The sequence below is a fragment of the Prevotella sp. oral taxon 317 str. F0108 genome, from assembly GCF_000162415.1.
GTDB classification, from domain to species: Bacteria; Bacteroidota; Bacteroidia; order Bacteroidales; family Bacteroidaceae; genus Prevotella; species Prevotella conceptionensis.
In genome coordinates, this window is the sequence record NZ_GG740072.1 from 883,850 (window position 1) to 908,116 (window position 24,267).

12 protein-coding genes are annotated in these 24,267 nt (G+C 46.7%); 5 read left to right on the forward strand and 7 right to left on the reverse strand.

What is annotated here, in order from left to right; translation table 11 throughout:
* Positions 1 to 104: 104 nt before the first annotated feature.
* The 7 genes from HMPREF0670_RS03180 to HMPREF0670_RS03210 all read right to left on the reverse strand — a co-directional run bounded on the left by HMPREF0670_RS03180 (position 105) and on the right by HMPREF0670_RS03210 (position 15,983).
* A complete protein-coding gene (locus HMPREF0670_RS03180; RefSeq protein ID WP_044077657.1) occupies positions 105 to 2,264 on the reverse strand; it encodes an alpha/beta hydrolase family protein in 2,160 nt (719 codons plus the stop codon).
* A 139-nt stretch (positions 2,265 to 2,403) separates the two neighbouring features.
* Complete coding sequence (yidC, locus tag HMPREF0670_RS03185) at positions 2,404 to 4,287, reverse strand: membrane protein insertase YidC (protein WP_009229722.1); 1,884 nt, start codon at positions 4,285 to 4,287, stop codon at positions 2,404 to 2,406.
* Between the two features lie 94 nt (positions 4,288 to 4,381).
* Complete coding sequence (locus HMPREF0670_RS03190; protein ID WP_009229723.1) at positions 4,382 to 5,986, reverse strand: CTP synthase; 1,605 nt, start codon at positions 5,984 to 5,986, stop codon at positions 4,382 to 4,384.
* Between the two features lie 324 nt (positions 5,987 to 6,310).
* Positions 6,311 to 7,198, reverse strand: a complete 888-nt coding sequence (gene dapA / locus HMPREF0670_RS03195) for a 4-hydroxy-tetrahydrodipicolinate synthase (protein WP_009229724.1) — start codon at positions 7,196 to 7,198, stop codon at positions 6,311 to 6,313.
* Positions 7,199 to 7,821: 623 nt separating this feature from the next.
* Positions 7,822 to 10,695: a PD-(D/E)XK nuclease family protein gene (locus HMPREF0670_RS03200; RefSeq protein WP_009229726.1), complete on the reverse strand. Its 2,874-nt coding sequence runs from the start codon at positions 10,693 to 10,695 to the stop codon at positions 7,822 to 7,824.
* On the reverse strand, positions 10,692 to 13,919 hold the full coding sequence (locus HMPREF0670_RS03205; RefSeq protein WP_009229727.1) for a UvrD-helicase domain-containing protein: 3,228 nt from the start codon (positions 13,917 to 13,919) through the stop codon (positions 10,692 to 10,694). The genes HMPREF0670_RS03200 and HMPREF0670_RS03205 overlap by 4 nt, the downstream gene beginning before the upstream one ends.
* Before the next feature lie 45 nt (positions 13,920 to 13,964).
* The gene (locus HMPREF0670_RS03210) at positions 13,965 to 15,983 is read right to left on the reverse strand and encodes a DUF5686 family protein (protein WP_232213849.1); all 2,019 of its coding nucleotides are present in this window, start codon (positions 15,981 to 15,983) and stop codon (positions 13,965 to 13,967) included.
* Between the two features lie 1,199 nt (positions 15,984 to 17,182).
* Here HMPREF0670_RS03210 and HMPREF0670_RS03215 point away from each other — a divergent pair.
* From HMPREF0670_RS03215 to rlmN, 5 genes are all read left to right on the forward strand, one after another.
* On the forward strand, positions 17,183 to 19,177 hold the full coding sequence (locus HMPREF0670_RS03215) for a helix-hairpin-helix domain-containing protein (RefSeq protein WP_009229730.1): 1,995 nt from the start codon (positions 17,183 to 17,185) through the stop codon (positions 19,175 to 19,177).
* Positions 19,178 to 19,457: 280 nt separating this feature from the next.
* On the forward strand, positions 19,458 to 20,189 hold the full coding sequence (locus HMPREF0670_RS03220) for a DUF6630 family protein (RefSeq protein ID WP_009229731.1): 732 nt from the start codon (positions 19,458 to 19,460) through the stop codon (positions 20,187 to 20,189).
* A gap of 222 nt (positions 20,190 to 20,411) precedes the next feature.
* On the forward strand, positions 20,412 to 22,151 hold the full coding sequence (locus tag HMPREF0670_RS03225; protein ID WP_009229732.1) for a bifunctional metallophosphatase/5'-nucleotidase: 1,740 nt from the start codon (positions 20,412 to 20,414) through the stop codon (positions 22,149 to 22,151).
* A gap of 120 nt (positions 22,152 to 22,271) precedes the next feature.
* Positions 22,272 to 23,051 carry an NAD(+) diphosphatase gene (gene nudC / locus HMPREF0670_RS03230; protein WP_009229733.1) on the forward strand — a complete coding sequence of 260 codons (780 nt, stop codon included), beginning with the start codon at positions 22,272 to 22,274 and terminating at the stop codon, positions 23,049 to 23,051.
* Positions 23,052 to 23,210: 159 nt separating this feature from the next.
* Positions 23,211 to 24,266 carry a 23S rRNA (adenine(2503)-C(2))-methyltransferase RlmN gene (gene rlmN / locus HMPREF0670_RS03235; protein WP_009229734.1) on the forward strand — a complete coding sequence of 352 codons (1,056 nt, stop codon included), beginning with the start codon at positions 23,211 to 23,213 and terminating at the stop codon, positions 24,264 to 24,266.
* The last annotated feature ends 1 nt before the right edge of the window (position 24,267 follow it).

Genomic DNA, 24,267 nt, shown 5'->3' on the forward strand with positions numbered 1-24,267 from the left:
TTGCTACGTGGGTGAGTTGACGAGTTTATAAGTTGATAAGTTCACAAATTCACAAATTGGTTTGTTACTTGTTTGCAAGTTAACGTCAACTCACCACGCTCATTTTATTTCTTCAACCAACGGTCGAGCCACTCGAAGAATGTGCGTTGCCATAGCACGCCGTTTTGTGGTTTAAGCACCCAATGGTTCTCGTCGGGGAAAATAAGCAACTCGGCAGGGATGCCTTTCATACGTGCAGCGTTAAATGCACTCATGCCTTGGGTGGCGTTGATACGATAGTCTTTCTCGCCATGAATGCAGAGTATGGGCGTATCCCACTTGTCGATAAAGCGATGGGGCGAGTTTTCGTATGTGCGCTTGGCATTGGCCGTTTGGTCTTTGTTCCAATACGCATCGTCATATTCCCAATTTGAGAACCAATTCTCTTCTGTTTCGGTGTACATGGCTTCGAGGTTGAAGGCACCATCGTGAGAGATGAAAGCCTTGAAACGCTTGTCGTGATGACCGGCCAAGTAGTAAACGCTAAATCCTCCAAAGCTTGCGCCTACACAGCCAAGACGATCTTTGTCTACGAAAGGCAGGTTGGCAACAGCATCGTCTACGGCGGCCAAGTAGTCTTTCATGCAGAGTCCAGTCCAATCTCCTGATATTTCATCGTTCCATTCAGAACCAAATCCAGGCAAGCCACGACGGTTGGGGGCGATGATTACATAGCCGTTGGCAGCCATGATTTGGAAGTTCCAACGGTAACTCCAAAACTGACTAACTGGACTTTGTGGGCCTCCTTCGCAGAAAAGCAAGGCGGGATATTTCTTGTTGGGGTCGAAATGCGGTGGAAGGATAATCCATACCAATTCTTTCTTGCCGTCTACGGTGTTAACCCAACGCTGTTGAACCTTGCCCATTTCAAGTTGATCGAAGATGTGCTTGTTCTCGTCGGTAATTTGTTTTACGTCGGCTTTCTTCTCTTTCTTAGAAGGTGTAACAACGAAAAGTTCGTCGGGGTGCGAGTAGCTGTGGCGCATGGCGAGCAGCTTACCCGTGTTGCCCAACAACTGAACCGAGGCGTAATCGTGCCAGCCCTCAGTGAGTTGCATCACTTTACCAACCAAATTGGTTTGATACATGTTTACACAGCCGTGCCAAACACCGATAAAATAAAGTGTTTGCGAGTTGGCAGCCCAGCAATAATCGTCTACATTAGAATCGAAAGACTCGGTAACGTAGCGTTTCTCACCCGTTGCAAGCGTATAAATGCAAAGGCGGTTGCGGTCGCTTTCGCAACCATCTCTCTTCATACTTTGCCAAGCCACGTACTTGCCATCGGGAGAGAATTGGGGATTAACGTCGTAACCCACGTTATAATCTTTGGCTTGACGGTTCACGGCTTGGTTTCTCAACGACTTGGTAGCATCAACGGCTGGAGCCTTATAGTCGGCAGGCTTGCAAAGGTTGGTTGTTTTTCCTGTTGCCAGTTCGTACAAATAGATGTCCGAGTCGGTAGAGATGGAATACTCGCGCCCTGTTTTCTTCCTGCAAGTATAGGCAATAGTCTTAGAGTCGGGACTCCATGCCAATTGCTCAACGCCGCCAAATGGTTCCATTGGACATTCGTATGGTTCGCCTTCCAACATGTCCTTACCTTCGGTTATGCCGTCTGCTTGAACATCTGCCACGAAGGGGTGTTGTATGCTTTCAACATAATGGTCCCAGTGGCGGTACATCAAGTCGGTTACTTTTCGGCCTGTGGCCTTGGGCAGGTCGGTAGGGTTGGCTTGGATAACGCCTGTATATTTGATTGACTTAACAAGGACAACCTTCTTACCATCGGGCGAGAACTTAAACCCTTCGATGTCGGTGGCACTGTGCGTAAGCTGCTTTCGGTCGGAGCCATCGGGGTTCATGCTCCACAGTTGCCCTTTTGTTAGGAACGCAATGCGGCGTCCGTTCTCAATCCATGCGGCGTCGGTTTCGTTGTCGGCCGTTGTAGTGAGTCGCTTTTTGTTTGTTCCGTCGGCATTAGACACAAAGAGCATGTGATGTCCCTTGTTTTCTTGCACGCTGTAATAAGCCACGCGATAGACAACGAGCTTACCGTCGGGCGAGGCTTGTGCCCCACCGATGCGCCCCATTGCCCAAAGGGCCTCAGGTGTCATAAGGTCGCTTTTTAAAGTAATTTCGTTCTTACCGATCATGGTTTGGCCAATTGATTGCGGCGCGACAGCCAACAAAGCCATTGCCGCCAGGGCTAGAGATTTCTTCATAGGTTTTAGTGCTTTTAATTCCTTATTTTAAAAGACGGATTACAGTTGTGCGCTTGTTAGGGCACAAACCATAATCCGTCGGATGTTTTAAATTCGCTTGTTATGTTGTATCAATTGAATTAGGGGTTATTCACTCGGCTCACTTCTTGCCAAGCTGCTCGCGTTTGCGTTGCAATTCTTGTTGCTGTTGCTGCATGGCTTGCAGGCGAGCAGATAGGCCTTTAAGTTTCTGCGGGTTGTTCTGTGCCTCCTTATAGTTGGCTTCCAGTATACTCAACAGCTTTTCGTCGTTGGTGGTTTTACGCAAAAGCCACATAATGGCTGCACTGAAGAACAGGCTGACGAAATAGTAGAAGTTAAGTCCTGACGAATAATCGTTGAACATGAAGAAGAACATCACCGGCATGAGGTACATCATCCACTGCATCATCTTCATTTGTTCGGCCTGCTGACCAACCATTTGGTCGCGCTGTTGGCGCATGGTCATCATCGAATAGAGCACGTTAGACAAACAGAAGAGAATACAAGTGAGCGACAGGTGGTCGCCAATGAGCCAAATGTTGTGCCCCCACTCCAACACGGGGTCGTAAGTGGAGAGGTCCTTTATCCACAAGAAACTTTCTCCGCGAAGTTGGATGGCATTGGGAACGAAGTTGAACATCGCAATCCAAATGGGCATTTGTATAAGCATGGGCAAGCAACCAGAAAGCGGACTGACACCATACTTGGCGTATTCGCTCATCATGGCCTGCTGTTTCTTCATTTGGTCTTCGGGCTTGTTAAACTCTTTGGTGGCCTCTTCCAGTTTGGGTTTAAGCACGCGCATCTTGGCCGAGCTTAGGTAACTCTTCTTCACCAAGGGGAATGTGATGAACTTCAAGAGCAAGGTAATGAGGATAAGTACCACACCCATGTTGATATTTAGTCCCGTTAGCCAGTCGAAAACATAGAGGGTGAACCAACGGTTGATGATGCGGAATAACGGCCAGCCCAAGTAAACGAGCCTTTCTAACTCTAAATCCTTACCGAAATGGCTCTTGCTTTCCATCTTTTGGAGCAAGCGGAAGTCGTTAGGACCGTAATAGAAATCGAGTTGTGTGGGTTGTGAGCCCGTTGGGTCGAAAGCGGTTTTAAGCTTGGCTTGATATTGTTTGAGGTATCCCGAACCCTTTTCTTGAGGGATGCTCGTTAGTGTGGCGTTCGTGCCAAAGTCGGTTTTAGCAATCATAACAGCCGAGAAGAATTGGTTTTTGAAGGCTACCCAATCTATTTTGTCTTCAATAACCTCGTCTATTTTCTCCGAACTCTCGCTTAAATAGTCTGTTCCGCCCTCCGTTTTGTGGTAGGTTAACGACGCATAACGGTTCTCAAAGGTAAATCCTTTCTCTTGTTGTGCGCAACGTTCTTGCCAATTAATGTCCACAGTATTAACCGAAGGGTTGAGTATTCCGCCCATTCCCGTAGCCGAGATGCTTGTGTGCAGCATATATTCGTTGTCCAACACATACTTAATGGTAAGTGTTTTGCCTGCTGCCGCTTCGGCTGTGAAGGTAACGGTGGTGTCGGTAACTTCCGAAGGCGTAAAGAACAGGTCGGCCGTACTTACATATCCGTCCTTAGTTGAGAATGTGTAGTTAAGGCTTTGGTCTTTTCCTTGAAACAAGGTAAGGTCTTTATGCCCGTTTCTATCGGTAAAGTTGCTTATTATAACCTTATCTACCACACCGCCCTTGGTGTTGAGTTGAAGTGTTAGCTTGCTGTTCTTCAACACGATGGGCTTGGCCTCGCCAATCAAAGCCTTATGAAAAAGGGCAGCTGTGTCGGTGGTAGCCTGTTCTAGGGCTTGTGCGCGTGCGGCATCGGCCTTAGCCTTAGCCTTCGTTTGCTCTTCCTTGTTTTTCTTTTCAATCAGTTCCTTTTGCTGTTGCTTAGCCAATTCTTCCTCCGAAGGACGATTCCAGAGGCTGAAACCAATAAGCACTAAGCCAATGAGAATGAAACCGATAAGATTGTTTTTATTCATTATGTCTTGTCCATTTATCCCGTTCTGTCATCGCCAGGCATAACCAACGGCTGCTGCCCAACGCTATTTTACGGGAGATAATCAGATATTGTAATTATTTTTTATTTGCTATTGCCGTCTTAACGAAATCTACAAAGAGGGGGTGCGGATTGAGCACGGTGCTTTGGTATTCGGGATGGAATTGCGTACCGATATACCATTTTAGGCCCGATATTTCCACTATTTCAACGAGGTCGCTTTCGGGGTTCTTGCCTACACAAGCCATTCCTGCACGCTCGTATTCCTTTTGATACTCGTTGTTAAACTCGTAACGGTGGCGGTGCCTTTCCTGTATATGTTCGTGTTTATAGATGTCTAGCACGCGCGAAGTCTGTTTCAACACGCATTCGTAGGCTCCCAGACGCATCGTACCGCCCATGTTGGTGATGTTTTTTTGTTCCTCCATAATGTCGATAACGTTGTGTTCTGTCTTCTCGTCCATCTCTCTACTGTTGGCATCTTCGTAGCCAAGCACGTTTCGAGCGAACTCTATCACCATCATTTGCATACCCAGACAAATGCCAAAAGTGGGCATGTCGTTCGTGCGAGCATAGTGGGCGGCGATAATTTTGCCCTCTGTGCCACGCTGCCCAAAGCCCGGACAGATAACGATACCGTCCATGCCTGCCAGTTTTTCGGCCACATTCTCTTTCGTAATCTTCTCCGAATTGATGAACGTGATCACCGTTTTGTGGTCGTTATACGTGCCTGCTTGGTACAAACTCTCACGAATACTCTTGTAAGCATCCTGCAAATCATACTTGCCAACAAGACCGATATTCACCTCGCTGGTGGCTTGTCGGCGTCTTTCCAAGAACTTACGCCAGGGGCCAAGTGCAGGTTTCTCGCCGATAGGCTCGCCCATCCGTTTCAATATGGCCACATCCAGCCCTTGTTCTTGCATCCTTACAGGAGCCTCGTATATGCTTGGCAGGTCTTCGCTTTGCACAACGCAGTCTAAATCTACGTTACAGAAAGCTGCAACTTTCTTCAATATACCTGCATTTAACGTTTTCTCGGTGCGCAGAACCAACACGTCGGGCTGTATTCCAACGCTTTGCAGTTCTTTAACGCTATGCTGTGTGGGTTTTGTTTTAAGCTCTTGGGCGGCTTTCAGATAAGGAATGTAGGTAAGATGCACACAAACGGCTTTCCTTCCCAACTCCCATTTCAATTGTCTGATGGCTTCGAGGAAAGGTGTAGACTCGATATCGCCCACCGTTCCACCAATCTCGGTAATAACAAAATCATAATGATACTTCTCGCCTAAAAGCTTTACGTTACGCTTAATTTCGTCGGTGATATGGGGAACAACTTGAATGGTCTTTCCCAAGTAGTCGCCCCTTCGCTCCTTATCAATAACCGCTTTGTATATCCTACCCGTTGTTAGCGAGTTGGCCTTGGTGGTTTTGATGTCTGTAAAGCGTTCGTAGTGCCCCAAGTCGAGGTCTGTTTCCATCCCATCCACTGTGACATAGCATTCGCCGTGTTCGTAGGGATTGAGCGTTCCGGGGTCGATGTTGATGTAAGGGTCGAACTTTTGGATGGTGATGTTGTACCCTCTCGCTTGGAGGAGTTTGCCTATAGACGAGGAGATAATGCCTTTGCCTAGCGAAGAAACTACTCCACCCGTTACGAAAATATACTTAGTCTCTGTCACAATGATTATAATTTATTTGTTTATAAACGCAATATGTATGTTATGGAAACCTAGATGCCATTGGCAATACGCTGGTCTCTTTTTCCTAAACTGCAAATGTACGATAAAAAAACGATATGCACAAGAATTAAAGAAACGTTATAAAGCGTATGCAACAAAATAGCTGTTTCGGCTCTGTTCTATGTTGCAGTTTGGCCTTTAAACTCCGCGCATCTTGAACATTGAACGCCACCTTAAAGTAAGCCATTGGAAAATCCGCATGTTGCTTTTGCGCAACCTATATATGAAAAGTGAAGCGGCAGAAACATCTTGCCTTTCGTCCACTTAGGTGCGCATTTCTTGCAATATCGCAGCCATTTTCTGAACCGTTGCCACACGTGTTGGCACGAGCGGTAAGCGCAATTCGTTCTCGATGAAACCCATCTCGTGCAACAAGGCCTTAACGCCTGCGGGATTTCCATCAACGAAAAGCAAGCTATATAGTTCGGTAAAGCGGTGGTGTATCTTGCGGGCTGGCTCGTATTCGCCGTTAAACTCTAAGCGAATCATTCGCGAGAACTCGCGCGGCAGGGCATTGCCGATAACCGAGATAACACCTGCTGCACCACTAGCTATCATGGGGAAGGTAAGCGCGTCGTCGCCACTCAGCACATCGAAGTGGGCTGGTTTGTTCTTTATTATCTCGTCCACCTGCTCCAAACTGCCGCCCGCCTCTTTTACAGCTACGATATTACGGCAGTCGTTTGCTAGCCTAACGGTTGTTTCAGACTTTAAGTTGATGCCGGTTCTTCCTGGTACGTTGTACAGCACAACGGGCAACGGACAATTGTCGGCAATCATTTTGAAGTGCCGATAAAGGCCCTCTTGCGAAGGCTTATTATAATAAGGACAAACGCTCAGTATGCCATCTACCCCGCGAAGGTCGAACGATTGTAGTTCTTTCACCACGGCCTTGGTGTTGTTTCCGCCGCAACCCATCAGCACGGGCAGCCTTCCTTGGTTTACTTCAACAACGAAACGTTTAATTTCGGCACGCTCTTCCTGATCCAAGCAAGGGCTCTCGCTTGTGGTGCCAAGTATGCAAAGAAAGTCGGCGCCATTGTCCGTTTGGTATTCGATGAGTCGTTTCAATGCTGCATAGTCTATCGATCCGTCCGTTTTAAATGGTGTCACAAGGGCGATGCCCAGTCCTTTGAATATGTTCGTTGCCATAAAATTGGTTTCTTATGTTTGGATAGTGCAAAGGTAAGGGAAATTGAATGAATAACAAAACCTAAATAAACGGAATTTTCTACCACTCTAAAATAATCGCTATTCACATCCTAAAATATGGGTTTGTGTTAAAACTTTTAGCACATTATGAAGTACAAAAACCTGCATCCATGCTCCTTTCTCACGCCTTCGTGCACGCATATATATGGCCAAAGATATTAGGTTTTGTATGTAATTGCCTTTTATCACACGCTCACATACAACAGCAAACATCTGTACGAGCTGTATGGTACTGAGGGCAAAGCAAGTTCACAGACACACAAACCATAGGTAAAGGACGGAAACACATCGCCTACACCCCATGTAAAGTATCTCCACGAAGTTGCCCGAACCATGTTCCTGCTTGCCGATGGAGCAGGAGATACTGACGAAGGAATGTATCGGAAAGTAGTGACAACTGCAATACACACAACCTCTCCGTCTGCCTTAGCGGCCGGGCGATGAGGGAGAGATAAGAGCCTGCGCCACTAAGCGCACTTCAAACATTCTAGCCCAAATCAGTTTGTTAAAGGCCGTCTTGCTGCCTTTTGCAGAACAACTGATTTGGGCTAAAATAACTTTTCTTATTGATAGCACACCTGCCGATAGGGGCAACGCGTGCATCGCTCCCTGTCTTCGGTGGGTTCGAACGGGCGATCTTTGTCGAAAATTTCTTCCAAGAGCGACTGCAAACCCGCCCAAAACTCATCGCGATATGTGGCCACATCGTCTACGCGTTCTTTGCCTAGGCGCAACACGGGGTCGTTTTCTTCGGTCGATGCCTGCTGAATAAACAGCAAGGCAGGACTAACGGGCAGTTTCTGCGCATTCCAAAAGGCCGAATCGCGCACAATCGCGGCGTAAAGGAATGTCTGAAAGAAATAGTCGGCGTGGTTCTTGGTCACCTTTTCGCCCGAGAATATGTCCTCAAAAGTGGCAACTCCCATCTGTGGTTTCCGCCCTGTCTTGTAGTCCACCACGCGGATTACCTTCCCCATACCCTCGTCCACTTCGTCCAATCGGTCTACATAACCACCTATTTTCAAGGGGTGTTGCTTGCCGTCTACATGAAAAAGCACGTCGTTATACACCTGCTTTTCCATTGCCAGTATGCGAAAAGGTGTCAAGGCGAGGTCCATCTGCAACAGTTTCTTCAAGTAAGAGATAATCACTCCGCGATTAATCAGCTGCAAACCATTGTATTCTGGTCGCTGATTGGTGTTAGATACCTTAAACAATTCTTCGTTAAACGCCCTATCCACAACGCGCTGTAAGGCCGACTTGTCCGCAAGAAAATCTTTAATGGCGCGATCGCTAACGGCCGAATTGGCATCCATCAGCTGCTCGTAAATCAGTTGTGAGCTTTTATGGAAGATGTTGCCAAAGGTTCTGTTGTCAATATCGTCGGTTTCATCGTCACTTTCTTTCAATCCTGCCACGATGTTATAGAAAAACAGTAGCTGACAACGCAAGTAGCGATTGATGGCCGTTGGCGACAGCTTTTCAAGTTTCAGCATCTCTTCCATGATGCTTTGCGTTTTCTTAACGGCATGCGGCTGCAACACATTGGGCATTTGTCCGGCTTGCAACGACAGTCGTTCTATCTGATGACCGCTCTCAACAAGCATCTGTAACATAAAGCGACTCATCTCGCCCGTGTGTCCGTCTTCGGTTGAATTGTTATATAATATCGTGACGTTCTTTGCCCGTTGCAACAGTCGGTGGAAGTAATAAGAATAGATAGCCACCTTGTGGTCTATGGTTGTAAGTCCGTGTGCCTTGCGTATCGAATAAGGAATAAACGAGGCATCGTTAACGCCTTTGGGCATGTTGCCTTCGTTGCACGACAGCAACAGAATGTTGTCGAAATCCAAGTTACGGGTTTCTAACACACCCATTACTTGCAAACCTACAACAGGTTCGCCGTGGAAAGGAATGCAGGTGGCCTGCACCAACTGTGTGATCAATCGCAGCAAGGTTATCAAATCCACCGAGAGGTCGCCCGAAATAATCAACTCGTGCAAGCGGTTAAACAAGGTGTACATCCTATATATGGCCTCTTTCATTAGGTGGTCGTTGGTTTCTTGCGTGCTTGTGCCTACACATTTCAGCAGTTGCAACATCCATTCCACCAGTCTGGCATGATACGCTTGCACGTCGGCAACGCCCTCTTCTAAGTCTGCAAACAGCAAGGTTAAGCCTTCATCCGTGGCCAAGTCTTGCCTTAACGGATAATAGGTGTGATGTTCTTCGAGCGTGGCCAGCAGTTTACTGCAATTCTCCGAGAGGAAAAGCCCATACGGATGCCTAAGCACTGGCCGCACATATTGCAGCCTATAACGCCCCGAACTTCTGGTGTAGCCGGCGGTTTGCAAGGCGATGAGCGCATTGACAAACGAAAAGACTGGCGACTGCGCCAGGGGAAAGCCCGTGGTGATGTTCACGCTCTCAACCTGTGGTGGCAAGCTATGCACCACGGTTTGCAGCAAGTTCTCGTCGCACAACACCACAGCCGTCTTTCGTCCTGCCTGCACAAAGGTGTCGTTTTGCAGCCAATGACCCACAAAACGAGCCTGAATGGTTTCTGTGGAGGCCGACACGAACTGCATTTTTTTCTCTTGGCAGAAGTTGTTGTATATCTCTTCATCGCGGTTAAACAACTCGTTGGGGAAGGCATTGAGGTATTGACGGATGTAATGTCCAGCCTCATTGTTGACTCCTTCCATATAATAGCGGTCGAAATCCCAATAAAATTTGGCCTTACCAGCCTTTTCCAGTCGGGCAAACAGTTTCTGTTCTACCTTCTGTAACATGTTGAAACCCACAAAAACATAAACATCCGCATCGAAACTCACGTTCTCGTTACAAGCCACTTCGCGATAAAGTGCACCCTCGTAGGCTAGCCCTTCTGCTTGCAGATGGGCGTTATACCTATTATATATGTCGCCAAAATTTTGCCATAACTGCAAGAAACGTTTCTTCAACTCCGAGTTATAATCGTCAGAGAAGTTACTGAAAAAGCGTTTCAGCGCCTCTCGTTGCTCGCCGGTTAGGTACGAAACGTCGTCCAGTTCGTGAATGTTGCTCAGGTTTCTAAACACGTCTGCGGCATCGGCCAGGTTCTTGTCTATGTCGTCGAAGTCGCTTAGCATCAGCATTCCCCAACCATAAAAGTGGTCGAGTGTTTCGGTCGAGCCTGTGCATTGAACGTAAATGCGATAGAGGTCGCATACCAGCTTGATGTCGTCGGCCACTATTCGTGCACTCCTATCACGAAAAAGCTGACTGATTGTGGTATAAACGGGACTCCATAACGGCCCATCTGCCATACGTGCCAAATGCTCGTTAAGGAATAAGGATGCGCGTTTGTTAGGGAAAACAAGCGTAACGCGCGACAGGTCTGTGCCAAATTTCTTCAACAAGTCTTCGGCAACATATTCTAAAAAGGTCTTTCTCATTTCACTTCCTCAATCTTATTACTGTAAACATACCACAGGTAGCCGCTTACGCGCTTATATCCCATCGTTTCTAGTAAAGCCATATAGCTGGCCACTTGTGCGTGGTGTTCTTCCTTGGGCTTGCCAAACTTAAAGTCGATAACCCGCATTTCCTCGCCGTTTGTTATCACGCGGTCGGGTCGGTGCGTAACAACTGCGTTGGTAACGGGGTCTACCGATAGTATGGAACATTCGTTAAACAGTTGCCAACCGTCCGAGAACCATTCCTTTACGCGCTTATCGGCAAAGCGTTTGTTCAGCATCTCTATCAATTTTTCTTTGGTTAGGTTGCTATCGTATATCACACCGTCTTGTTCCAACTGCCTTAACACGTTCGGTACATCGGCTAATGTACGTATTTGTGCAAACACCGCGTGCAGCACACGGCCCAGTTTGATGTAGTTGTTTTGTTGAGCGTTGTCGTCTTCTCCACCGATAAAGTCCGAACTCTTGTTGCTTTGTAAGAACAGGGCTTTGCTCTCGTACACCTTCACATCAAAGGTAAAGGGCGATGGAATGGTGTTAAATACATTGTCGGATGTGCTTTTCGCCTTCTCCTCCGCTGTGTCTATGGATAAGGTTCCGTACTTAAATTCCAAGTCTTCTTCGGCTGTTGTTTCAAGCGTACTGCCTGGCAACATGCCCATTAGCTGTTCAATACATTGCCCAATAACAGCAGAACGGCTGCCCGCTTTGTCTTTTTCGCCCATCACAAAGAGGTTTCGGCCAGCCCTTGTGAACGCCACATACAGCAAGTTCATGTTGTCTACCATCGTTTGTAGATGCTCGTGCAGGTAGTCTTTCTCGTAAACCGACCCCATTAATTGTTTGGGATAGAGGTCTACGGGCACCAGCGGCAAAGCGTTGAACGGCGGTTCGTCGGGCTGACACCATAGCGTTCCGCCCGTTCTCTCCAACTGCCAGTCGCAGAAAGGCACGATGGTATGGGCAAATTCCAGTCCTTTACTCTTATGAATGGTAAGTAACCGCACGCCGTTAAGTTCGTCACTCTGTATGGCACGGTCCTTCATGTCGTTCTCCCATTCGTCGATTACAGCGTTTAGGTCGGCCGAATTGTCCACCAAAAACTTGTTCAGCCTATCGTAGAAGGTGCAGATGTAAGCACTTTGTTCCGACAATCGTTCTAGCTGAAAAGCCTGATACACCTCTTCAACGATGTTGAATATGGGCATGGCCATTAGTTGTTGGTGGTTGTTCCAAAACTTGTTGGGCAGAAAACTGGCCACATCGGCATCGCGTTTAAGCATTTCGCGGTCGCCAATGGCATTGCCCAAGATGTGCGTTTGATAAGTGGTGGCAAGGTTAGCTTGCAGCAAACGGTCGGCAGGATTGGCCAAAACGCGCAGCGCACCCATGATAATCTGCACGGCAATAGAGGCTTGCAGCTTAAACCCTTCGTCCGAAACCAATCGCACTTCGGGCAAATGCACCATCATATAGCCGGCAATGAGCGCGATAGAATTGTTGTTTCTTACCAATATGGCCACATCTTTAGCCCTTGCTCCTTGCTCCAACAGCGTCTTTATCGTGTGGCATACCTTGGCCAGCATACGCTGTTCGCAGTTTTCTTTATCAAGAAGGCATACCTCAACCCTACCCTTCGGCTCCTTACTAGTGGGCACCAGCTGTTTCACGTCTTGATAAGCCACCTGCATTTGCTGCGCTCCCGTTGGACTTTTCCCCTCCAACTCGCGCTGTTCTATGGCACATGCCGCCTCGAAAAAGGCATTGTTAAAGTCAACGATGTTGCGTTCCGAGCGATAGTTGGTCGTCATTCGCTCAATTTTAAAGGCATGTGGCGAGCCTGCAAATTGCTTTTCAATCTCGTTCAGCAATCGCCAGTCGCCCGAACGCCATCTGTATATGCTCTGTTTTACGTCGCCCACAATCAAGCTTTGCGATTGGTTGTGACTCATACACTCTTGCAAAAGCACCTTAAAGTTGGCCCATTGCACCGTGCTTGTATCCTGAAACTCGTCAATCATGATGTGTTCGAGTTGTGTTCCTATCTTCTCGAAGATAAAAGGCGAGTCGCTATCGTGTATCAGGGCGTGCAAAAGGGTTTGCGTGTCGCTCAACAAAAAGCGGTTCGACTGCTCGTTTAATTCGCGCACCTGCGTTTCTATCTTGTCCAAAAGGCGCAGCTGGTCCAGGTGGCGCAAGGTAAGCTTGGCCGATTTAAGCAGTTTTGCCTGCTCCTTACGCAGCTTTTCCGAGTTGTTCAGATAGTCGAACAGCACGCCTCTCACCACGGTTAGCGCATGTCCATCGCCGTTTTGCTCTTTCTTTCCCACCCAGGCGTTGGGGTCTTCAAGGGCGTCGAGCACACGCTTGGTTAGCAGCTTATCGTCTTCTACCTGCCCATTCTTCAACTTCATGAAGTAACCGCAAACGCCCTTATCCTTATAAGCAAAGTCGGCAACCGACAATTGGTTTTCTTCCAACAGCTGTTCAAACCCTTCGCCAATGCCAACAAGTTTGTGTTCGGCCGCTTTTGACAATGCCCTCATGGTTTTAACGTAACTGTCAAACGCCTCTTCGTTGGCCATTAGTGCGCTCAATTGTTTTCTATTGTCTTTGTAAACATCCTTAAAGATGTTTTCGCCAAAACGTTTTATCTGCCCAATCACATTCCAACTCTTATCGTCGGCGATGTTCTGTTGGATGTATTCCATTATCCATTTCAGCACCTTGCTGTTAGGACTAAGATCTTCTATCAGCTTATCTACGGCTTGTTGTTCCACCTGACTATCATTCAAGCCCACATGCAAGTTAGCGGTGAGATCCAATTCACGTGCAAGGTTTCGCAAAACAGCTTGGAAAAAGGTGTCGATGGTTTCAACTCTAAAATAGTTGTAATTGTGTAACAGGTTGCTCAAAGCCGTTCCTGCCTGTTGCGAGGCATACTCTGGACTGATGCCTAGTTCGTTCGTAATCTTGTCTAGGTAGCCTTTCGAACTGGGTAAAAGTTTCCAAATGCCATAAAGTTGGCTCAAAATGCGCAACTTCATCTCTTCGGTGGCCTTGTTGGTAAAGGTAACAGCAAGTATGTTTCGGTAGCTATGCGGATTGTTCAGCAGTATCTTGATGTAGTTCACGGCCAAAGTGAACGTCTTTCCGCTACCTGCGCTTGCCTTATAAACGGTTAATGGGGTATGATGCATAGTGTTATATGGTTTCTTGGGAATATAAAGTTTGCGATGTTTTTTCTACCAATGTCGGAACAGTTCAAATCCGAATTTCAAGCCAAAGCCATCGAATTTCCAGTTACGATTGGAGACAAATGCACCAATACTAAAAAGCCTTGTGGTAAAGCCGTAGCCGCATTCAAGGTATGGGTGCAAGGATTTAACGCTCAGTGCACTTACATAGATGCGTTCCATTTCTATGTAATGCCCCACCAAGGGCAGCCAACTCACGGCCAATAACGGTGTTTCGTAAGTGAAATTACCGCGCACATAATAGTTCGAGGCATTGTACCAGCTTGCGTTAAGCAGTTCGAATTCGCCCGTCCAACCATCGTTCCACCCTCCTGGGATGGTGTTCTCGCGAAAGTTGGAGTAGTCTAGGAAGTAAGAAGAACGTCCCTTTTGCGTATAAAACCCTGTGCCAAGGCGCATGGATAGGGCGCGAAGTCGGGACAGGCGAAGAAGGTATTGCCCATCTATTTCCCATCGTTCGTAAGAGATGTTCGACTTAAACGCATGGGGCAAGCTACGCTCGTAGTCGATGGTAAATATCGGTCCAGCCCATCCCCAAGGGCGTATAGACAGTTCGAAGGAAGGGGCGAAAGACCGAAAGACCACAGGGAGGGACAACAACTCGAAGGCCGAGGGGTCTAATGGTTTGCGTTTGTGGAACACGAAGCCAACACGCAACCCCCATTTTGAGGAGAAGTCGATATTGGTATCGAACTTCATATAGCGGTCGGTAAACTGGTATAGGTCCTTGCCCATGTCGAAAAGCTTGTTTAATAGCGACTCCGACACGCGTTCGGCGATGGTGGAACTGTATATTCGGTTGCCTGTACTCAACTCTAGCCGGGAGTAAAAGTTGCGCTCGCGGTTGTAATAAAACACCAATGGCGCATAAAACGTAACGCGTTTCTCGCGAAAGAAATATCCTGCCTTAAACTGAACGAACAATGATGTGCGCGGACTGAATGTGTAACCCAACCTAAAATCGTTCATATAAGTAAACCCACGACTGGGCGAATACTCCATATAAAAGGGATCGAAGGGGGCGTTTAGGCGGAAATAACCTTGATTAGACTTACCAAAGTCGCTGCCAATGCGGTCTACCAAATAGTCGCCAAGCTTGCGCCAGAACATGCCACGTGGCCTATCGGGTTGGGTTCTCACCGTGTCTTGGCGTATGTCAGCCAGAAATACGGGCTTAAATATTTCTCTTTCAATGCGTGTAAGGCTATCCTTGCGTAGCAAATTAATGGTGAACGCGGGCTTGTTGGGGTACACTTTCGCGCTGTCTATGGGCGAAAGGTCGTAGTTAACGCGGTAAGTGGCCGCCATTTGGTTGCCCATAAACTTAAAGGTGGTGCGCAAGATGCAGCTTTTCACCGCAAGTTTGTCGTGTTCTTTGTCGCCCGTGTCGGTGTCTAGCTCAAAGCGCAGCATGTCGTATTCACCTTCGGCATGGCAGGTTATCACCCTACCTGTATGCTTATCAATGATGGCATTGCCCTTAACCAGCTGCGTATTGTCTACCTTGGGCTTGAAACTTAGCAACACAAGACTGTCTGTTTGCGACAAAAACCTTAATTGGTAAAACATTTTGTTGTGCCTATTGAAGGGCGACAAGAGAAACTTGTCTACCAATGTTACATCGTAAAGCTTTGGCGAAAGATACTTAATGGCCGGCGGAAGGATGTTTTCGCTATGAGGAAGTGTGGTGTACGAAACCAGTGTTTGCGTGTTGTGCCCCGCATTTTTGTTATACGTATGCCTTCTTATACTCTCGCCCATAAAGTGTCGTTTGCCACTTCGAGCCAAATCGAACAGGTTTGGCACGGCCATTAACACGATGTTTTTACGGCGAATGTCGATGGTATAACGTGTGTACGAATAGTAGGTGGTGTCGATGGGGCGTGCGTAACAACTGTCGGCGTAGCGATAAATGCGGTTCAGCAACAGGGTGTCTGTTGCTGTCCAAGTCTTGCTTTGGGCCGAAACGCCAATGCACATACCGCAAACAATGATTACATGCCGCATTTTCATTATTGGCAAAGTTAGCGAAAATCAATGAAAAAACACTGAAATTAAAGGTGAAAAAGTGGTTTAAAGGTGAAAGGGTGAAAAAGTGAAAAGGTGAAAAAATGGCTGCGCCGTTTAAAGGTGAAAGGGTGGTTTAAAGGTGAAAGGGTAAAAAAGTGAAAAGGTGAAAAGATGGCTGCGCCGTTTAAAGGTGAAAGGGTGAAAGGGTGAAAAGGTGAAAAAATGGCTGGGGCTATTAAGTAATTAACTTGTTAACTCGTAATCTTGTTAGCTCGTACACTCGTTAGCCCTTGTAATCTTTTTAGTATAAATTTTAACATTATGAGTGAGTTTTTTGCCACCAGTCGCTCATTTGGCCGCAAATTTTCAATTCTCGCGAAGGTTGATTATGATGTAAAAAGGGGTGAGTTGAAAGTGTTGGCATAATGAATGCAGATTGCATAAAACCACAATTGGCACCACATTTGGGGCTATTTGCTGGTCAATTCAGTGCATTTTGGTGCTAAACACGGTGCGTTTTGGTGCTAAACGCAGTGCAATATGCCGCAAAACGCAGTGCATTTTGGTGCTAAACGCAATGCGTTTTGGTGCTAAATGCAGTGCGTTTTGATGCTAAATGCAAGGTAAAATGCCGCTAAACGCAGTGCAAAATGCTGCTAAATGTGAGCCAAAAAGCATAAAAATACAACGAAATGGTATAAACAAAACCTTTTAGAGCCATTAAAAACATGGCTCAAAGGGGCAAAATAGGCATTAAAAAGTGGGGTTTTTAGGGCTAAAAGTGGGTAATTGGGCTTGAAAAATTACGAACCTGCACCCAAACTAGAAAGGCAAAATGGTGCAAAATGAAGGCAACATGCTTAAAAATGGACCGAAAAAGGATTCGACAAAACTGAAAATAGAGGCAAAATGTATGCTTAAGAGCATTTGTTTCTTCTAGAATGATGTGCCACACAGAGTATGTTTTGTAAAATAATAGAACCATATTTAACAAAAAGAAATGACTGAAATATAGTTTGAAAGCGAAATTTTACGAGCAGATTGAGGATAAAGGGTGTGCGCAATAATAGTTATTGCCCTTGGTTTTTCCTCACTAATCAAGGTAAAATATGCATGATAACGAAAAATCAACTTATTTTGCGCACATTTCAAACCTTTATGCTTAACTTTGTAAAAACATTCAACTTAATCTATCCATGAAGATACGTTATGTGGCATTTTTGCTTGTTATGACATGCTTTCTCCCATCGGCGGCACAAGACGAAACAAGATGGGAGGAATATTATCAGCGGTGGTTGGAGAACAACGAGCAGATGGAAGAGACCAACGCCGATGCGTATGAAACCTTATCCGACTTGCAAACACATCCCTTAAACCTAAATACCGCCACGCGCGAAGACCTAGAACGCCTGCCTTTTCTCTCGGCACAGCAGGTGGAAGGCATCTGCGAATACCTTTATCACTATGCACCCGTGCGCTCGCTTTCCGAGTTGGCGTTGATAGAAACTATTGATTATGATACGCGACTGTTGTTGCAATGCTTTGTTTACGTGGACGAAGACAAACGTCAAACCTTCCCCACCCTACGCAACATCATCAAGTATGGCAAACACGAAGTGGCGGGCGAAGTGAAATTTCCCTTAACGGGGGAGTCGTCTGCAAGCAAAAAGCATTTGGGTTACGATGTTCGGCATTGGCTAAGATATGATTTTCACCTTGGCGAATACGTCAAGGCAGGACTATTGGCATCGCAAGATGCTGGCGAACCTTTTTTTAGTAATCGCAACAAAGGGGGCTACGACTTTTATTCTTTCTATCTGTTGGTGCGCAAACTTGGCAGAATTAAGGCTGCTACTGTGGGACGTTATCGCCTTCGTTTCGGCATGGGCTTGGTGATAAACAACGATTATGGCTTTGGTAAGCAAGCCTCGCTAGCCACATTAGGTAGAACAACGGGGCATGTTCGGGGGCATTCTTCACGGTCGGAAGGTAATTATTTGCAAGGCGCAGCGGCCACAGTGAACCTCGCTAAGGGTCTAGACCTATCGCTATTTGGTTCGTATAGGCATATCGACACAACACCTACAAAAGACGGAAACGCAATAAAAACGATATTGAAAACAGGCTATCACCGCACCAAAACCGAACTGGCACACAAACACAACGCCTTGCAAGGTTTGGTAGGTTCTAACTTAAACTTCTTACGCAATGGGTTTCACTTTGGGTTAACGGCATTATACACCGAATTTAACCACGAACTGCACCCCGACACGGCACAAAGGTTTCGCAAATATGCAGCCCGTGGCCGACAATTCTATAATGTGGGCATTGATTATGGCTATCTAAGCAGGCGGCTAACGATAGCAGGCGAAACGGCAATAGACAAAAATCAGGCATTTGCCACCATTAATATGGCCACCGTCTGCCTATCGTCGAGATTGGATTTAAGGCTTGTTCAGCGTTTTTATTCCTATCGTTATCAAGCACTTTTGGCGCAGAGTTTTAGCGAAGGAGGACGCGTAAACAATGAAAGCGGCTTGTACGTTGGTACTAATTGGCAGCCGGCACAAGGTTGGTTGGTAAGTGCTTATAGCGATTATGCTTATTTTCCGCAACCCCGTTATCGGGTGTCTACCGCATCGACAGCGTGGGACAACATGCTTACCGCTACTTTTGCACGCGGAAATGCAACCTGGACAGCACGTTATCGGTTTAAAGTTAAACAAGAGAATGCGGCTGGTAGCCATCAGGTTATCGACAAGAAGGAGAACCGTTGCCGACTGGCCTACTGCCTAACTGCTGATAATTGGCATGCCAAGATACAGGCCGACGGCGTAATGATACAAGGTAATGGTCTTAAAAGCGGATGGATGACTAGCCTTTGCGGTGGCTGGCAATCGGTCAAAACAAAGCTAGATGCTGTTGTTGGCTATTTCAACACGAACAGTTTCGACACAAGAATTTATACCTACGAACGTGGATTGCGTTATAATTTCCTTTTTCCCTCGTTCTTTGGCAGGGGCTATCGGGCTGCATTATTGGGAAGAGTGGCGATAAACAGCCACCTGCTGCTCTTGGCTAAATTGGGTTATACGCACCGCTTTTATATTCCGAAGGCTAGACCTAACGACCATTCCACCACACAGAAAGACCAGGCAGATGCCGACTTGCAACTTATTTGGAAACTATAATTTGGGGCCAGACATCACCTCCTTAGCTTATAAGTTGGCCAACAATCAAGCTTATCATGCATATAGCATGCGAAGAACAGGCCTCTTGCCGCGCACATGGTAAATCGATACGACGTTTATGGCACGGCAATATAACCCAATGTCAAAAATTAATCCTATCTTTGCAGTGGGCAAGTGCGATGAGTTCATTTTGTTCGGCAGTTGATGGTGTGCCAGAGATATGGAAACGACATTGACATTGCAAAGCCTTGTTGATATGAACTTTTAAACAGAGAACGATATGAAAGAAAAACTGACGGAAGGGTGTATCATGCTGGTCTTTATCGCCTTTGTTGTCTTGGGCAGCACAATGGCCGTTAACATGTTCCAGCAGGGCGCGTGGGTTAAGGGCATAATTTGCGTGTTGGGTGCACTGTTTTTCGGTTTCCCATTGCTTGGCCCGTTTCTCCCCTCTGCGGCACCAGATACGAAACCGTTACCGTTTGTGCCACAGGTAAATTTACCTACGGATAAAGATTCGTTACGTGAACTTGCGAAAATGCTTGCTGGCGAAGAAGCGGACGTGATGCAGACTGTCGAGGAACTTCTTGAATCGCCCGAAGCTTTTTATTCAGCACAGATTACGCGTGACGGGTGGTACAATGACGCGTATGTCGATATATGGGATATGTATCATGACCAGCCAGACGTGTTGTGTAGCGAGGGGCTGCTGTTCGTGTTGGCAGAGGCAGAAGTCATTGCTATGTTTGACTGGAAAGAGGGTCTGGAAGAGTTTGTAGGTCAGATGACAGACCTGAGAAGGGCGCAGGCAAATAACTTGCCCGTGCCGCAGGAACACTTTGATGAACAAGCAGATATACCTCATTGGTGCAACGCACTCAACGAGCTTTGGCAGCCGTTGGGTTATAACGCGACGTTCATCGACACAGACGGCGACGAATATATTGTGGCTGTTGTGCAGTACACCCCGTCTCCTCCAATTGATGATATTTCGTGCACAACACAAAGTTGATTAAGCTCGTGGAGATTTCGTTCCCTCTTTCTCTTTAATGTTGTTACTGAAATCTTTTGTCTCGTCGAGGCACTCAGCAACTTTCCAACTGCGTTCCGCTCAGGTGTTTTTCATAGTTGTCTTTTAACAAATGAGACCTTTTGCACTTCTTATGTGTGAACATTTATGCCCCGTTCGTAGGGTATTTTAATTAGATTTTGTACTTTTGCAGTTCGGCTATAAATGTTTAAACAGATGAGAAAAGTATTATTTATGCTCCTAACAGGTTTAAGTCTTTCCCAATATACGCAGGCTCAGAATGTAGAAATCAAGGTAATACAGACGAGCGACGTACACGGAAGTTTCTTTCCTTACGACTTTATTAACCGCCGCGACAAGAAAGGTTCGTTGGCCAGAGTGAGTTCGTATGTAAACGAAATGCGCAAGAAGTATGGCAAGAACGTTATCTTGCTCGACAACGGCGACATTCTTCAAGGTCAACCCACATGTTATTATTGCAACTTTGTTAAGCCCACGATGCCCAACTTGGCCGCATCAGTGGTGAACTACATGCAGTATGACGCGCAAACGGTGGGCAACCACGACATCGAAACGGGGCATCCCGTATATGATAAATGGATTAAAGAGGTAAAGTGCCCTATCTTGGGAGCCAACATCATCGACACCCGAACAAACAAGCCCTATGTTCATCCTTATACCATCATTAAGCGCGATGGTGTGAAGGTGGCCGTACTGGGATTGCTAACGCCAGCCATCCCCAATTGGTTAAAGGAGAGTTTGTGGACGGGTTTGCGGTTCGACAACATGGTTAAATCGGCCAAGTATTGGGTGAAACACATCCAAACAAAAGAAAAACCCGATGTTATTATCGGCCTTTTCCATAGTGGGCGCGAAGGCGGAATACACACACCAGAGTATGATGAGGACGCTTCGCTGACGGTAGCACGCGAAGTGGAGGGGTTCGACATCATTCTTTTCGGACACGACCACACCCGTTACGCTGGTTGGGTAAAGAGCAATGCAGGCAAAGACGTGCTGTGCCTCGACCCATCGTGCGATGCTTACATGGTGAGCGACGCTACTATCAACATACGCAAGGCAAAGGGCAAGGTGGTGAGCAAGAAAATAACGGGCGACGTGATAGACATCACAGGGCAGCCCATTGACGAGAAGTATGTGCAACACTTCAAAGCCGACATTGATAGTGTGAACGCTTTTGTGAACAGGAAGATAGGGCGCTTTGAAAGCACGATTTACACGCGCGACTGCTATTTTGGCAGTGCAGCCTTCACCGACTTTATTCACGACCTGCAATTAAAGATAACGGGAGCCGACATTTCGTTTAATGCTCCGCTATCGTTTGACGCACGTATCAACAAGGGCGACGTGTATGTGAGCGACATGTTCAACCTATATAAATACGAAAATCAAATATATGTGCTTAAAATGACGGGCAAAGAGATACGCAACCATTTGGAAATGAGTTACGACCTGTGGGTAAATACGATGAAATCGCCCGACGACCACATTATGCAGATAAGCGAATGGGCCAAGCAAGACCGTCAACGGTTTGGCTTTAAGAACCTGGCATTTAACTTCGATAGTGCGGCCGGCATCATCTACGAGGTGGATGTAACCAAGCCCGATGGACAAAAGGTGAGGATATTGAGCATGGCCGACGGTACGCCGTTCGACGAAAACCGCTGGTATAAGGTGGCGATGAACAGCTATCGAGGCAATGGCGGTGGCGAATTGCTTACCAAAGGGGCAGGCATTCCACGTGCAGAATTGAAGAGCAGAATTGTGTTTGAGAGCGAGAAAGACCAACGTTTCTACCTGATGAACGAGATAGAGAAGGCTGGCGTGATGAATCCGCAGGCACATAACAATTGGAAGTTCGTGCCAGAAGAATGGACTAAGCCAGCCATTGAGCGAGACAGGAAACTGATTTTCGGTAATTAAAACGAAACATTAAAAACGAGTCTTACACATTATTATATATAGGCAAACCCCACAAGCGTACTGCAAATGCCGCATGCTTTGTGTGTACGCTTGCAGGGTTTGCCCTTTAATTGAAAGCCAATGAAAAGCCTGTGGTTTGTATTTAAGCAATCGGACCTGCTGCTCGAACAGCTTGATGACCATACGTTCGGCATTCCCTTATCAGACAATCCGCCAACAACCTTCAATGCACAACAGAATGTACATGAGATGGAATGCACACCCGAAGGAATTGCCGTAAAGACGTACGCAATAGACGATGCAACAACCATTCCCGCCACTTATACCTTCTGCGATTTAAGGCAGTCGTATTATAAACTCCCAAACAACCTCTATCTCATCGCAGGGAAGTGCCGCGAGATAAATTATTGGGATGCACAAACAAAGTTCTGTGGCTTATGTGCCGGTGCGATGAAGTTGCACACCAACATTTCTAAACGCTGCACAAGCTGTGGAAACGAAGTCTGGCCACAATTGGCTACGGCTATTATTGTGTTGATATATAAGGGCGACGAGGTGTTGTTGGTGCATGCCAAGAACTTTAAAGGCAACTTCTATGGCCTGATAGCAGGCTTTGTAGAGACAGGCGAATCGCTCGAAGAGGCCGTAGTGCGTGAGGTGAGAGAAGAAACTGGGTTGGAAATAGATTCGCTGCGCTACTTCGGCAGTCAGCCTTGGCCCTACCCCATTGGGCTGATGGTTGGTTTTACGGCGCGATATAAAGGCGGAAACCTTCGCTTACAAGAAGAAGAATTGTCGGCAGGCGGATGGTTTCATCGCAACAAACTGCCACAAATTCCCGAAAAACTTAGTCTTGCCCGCAAGTTGATTGACCATTGGTTGGGACAATTTGACCAATAACCAGTGGTAAAATGCGGTCTTAACGTAGGTTTTCATGCCCAAACAGCATCCTCGAAGAGGTAAGAAAACATGCCATTCAACATGCTTATCCCAAGAAATTGTAGTAACTTTGCATGACGTTTTTTCGATTATTGCAGCATATTATACATCAATATATAAATGGATAACCACAAGATTCCACTTCTAGGGCATACGCTCGACGAGCTGAAAGCCATTGCCATAGACAACGGACTGCCTGCATTTGCAGGCAAGCAGATGGCCGTTTGGCTATATGACAAGCACGTGGACACCATCGAAGAGATGACAAACATCTCAAAATCAAATAGGGAAAAGCTAGCACAACGTTACGAAATAGGAGCCGCGAAGTTTATCGATGCACAGTATTCTAAGGATGGAACCATAAAATATCTGTTCCCAACAGAGAGTGGTAAGTTTGTGGAAACCGTGTATATACCCGACCGCGACCGCGCCACGCTGTGCGTTTCGTGTCAAGTGGGCTGCAAAATGAACTGCCTTTTTTGTCAAACAGGCAAGCAAGGCTTTGAGGGAAACCTAACAGCCAAAGACATTCTCAACCAAATTTACGCCCTACCCGAACGGCAAAAGCTGACCAACATCGTGTTTATGGGTCAGGGTGAGCCGATGGACAACCTAGATAACGTACTGAAAGTAACGCAAATACTAACGGCCGATTATGGTTATGCTTGGAGTCCGAAACGTATAACGGTAAGTAGTGTTGGTGTAAAAGGTAAACTCAAACGCTTTCTCGACGAAAGCGATTGCCATGTGGCCATTAGCATGCACACACCCATACCCGAACAGCGTGCTAGCATCATGCCTGCCGAAAAAGGCCTGTCGATAGAAGAGATTGTTGAACTTTTAAAGCAATACGACTTCACTCACCAGCGTCGGCTTTCGTTCGAATACATCATGTTTGGTGGCTTAAACGACACGCCACTTCATGCACGTCAGTTGGTTAAGCTTGTAGAAGGACTGGATTGTAGGGTGAACCTCATCCGTTTTCACCAAATACCCAACGTAAACCTGAACAATTCGGACGAGAAACGCATGGAGACATTTAGGGATTATCTTACCAACCATGGCGTGTTTACCACCATCAGAGCCAGCAGAGGACAAGACATATTCGCCGCTTGCGGACTTCTCAGCACCGCAAAAAAGATTGCAGGCCGAGAAAACAACGGCGAACACCAATAAA

Bases quoted from the DNA above. Each gene is read 5' to 3' on its own strand.
- HMPREF0670_RS03180 (WP_044077657.1), bottom strand. From the start codon at position 2,264: ATGAAGAAATCTCTAGCCCTGGCGGCAATGGCTTTGTTGGCTGTCGCG.
- yidC (WP_009229722.1), bottom strand. From the start codon at position 4,287: ATGAATAAAAACAATCTTATCGGTTTCATTCTCATTGGCTTAGTGCTT.
- dapA (WP_009229724.1), bottom strand. From the start codon at position 7,198: ATGGCAACGAACATATTCAAAGGACTGGGCATCGCCCTTGTGACACCA.
- HMPREF0670_RS03200 (WP_009229726.1), bottom strand. From the start codon at position 10,695: ATGAGAAAGACCTTTTTAGAATATGTTGCCGAAGACTTGTTGAAGAAA.
- HMPREF0670_RS03205 (WP_009229727.1), bottom strand. From the start codon at position 13,919: ATGCATCATACCCCATTAACCGTTTATAAGGCAAGCGCAGGTAGCGGA.
- HMPREF0670_RS03210 (WP_232213849.1), bottom strand. From the start codon at position 15,983: ATGCGGCATGTAATCATTGTTTGCGGTATGTGCATTGGCGTTTCGGCC.
- HMPREF0670_RS03215 (WP_009229730.1), top strand. From the start codon at position 17,183: ATGAAGATACGTTATGTGGCATTTTTGCTTGTTATGACATGCTTTCTC.
- HMPREF0670_RS03220 (WP_009229731.1), top strand. From the start codon at position 19,458: ATGAAAGAAAAACTGACGGAAGGGTGTATCATGCTGGTCTTTATCGCC.
- HMPREF0670_RS03225 (WP_009229732.1), top strand. From the start codon at position 20,412: ATGTTTAAACAGATGAGAAAAGTATTATTTATGCTCCTAACAGGTTTA.
- nudC (WP_009229733.1), top strand. From the start codon at position 22,272: ATGAAAAGCCTGTGGTTTGTATTTAAGCAATCGGACCTGCTGCTCGAA.
- rlmN (WP_009229734.1), top strand. From the start codon at position 23,211: ATGGATAACCACAAGATTCCACTTCTAGGGCATACGCTCGACGAGCTG.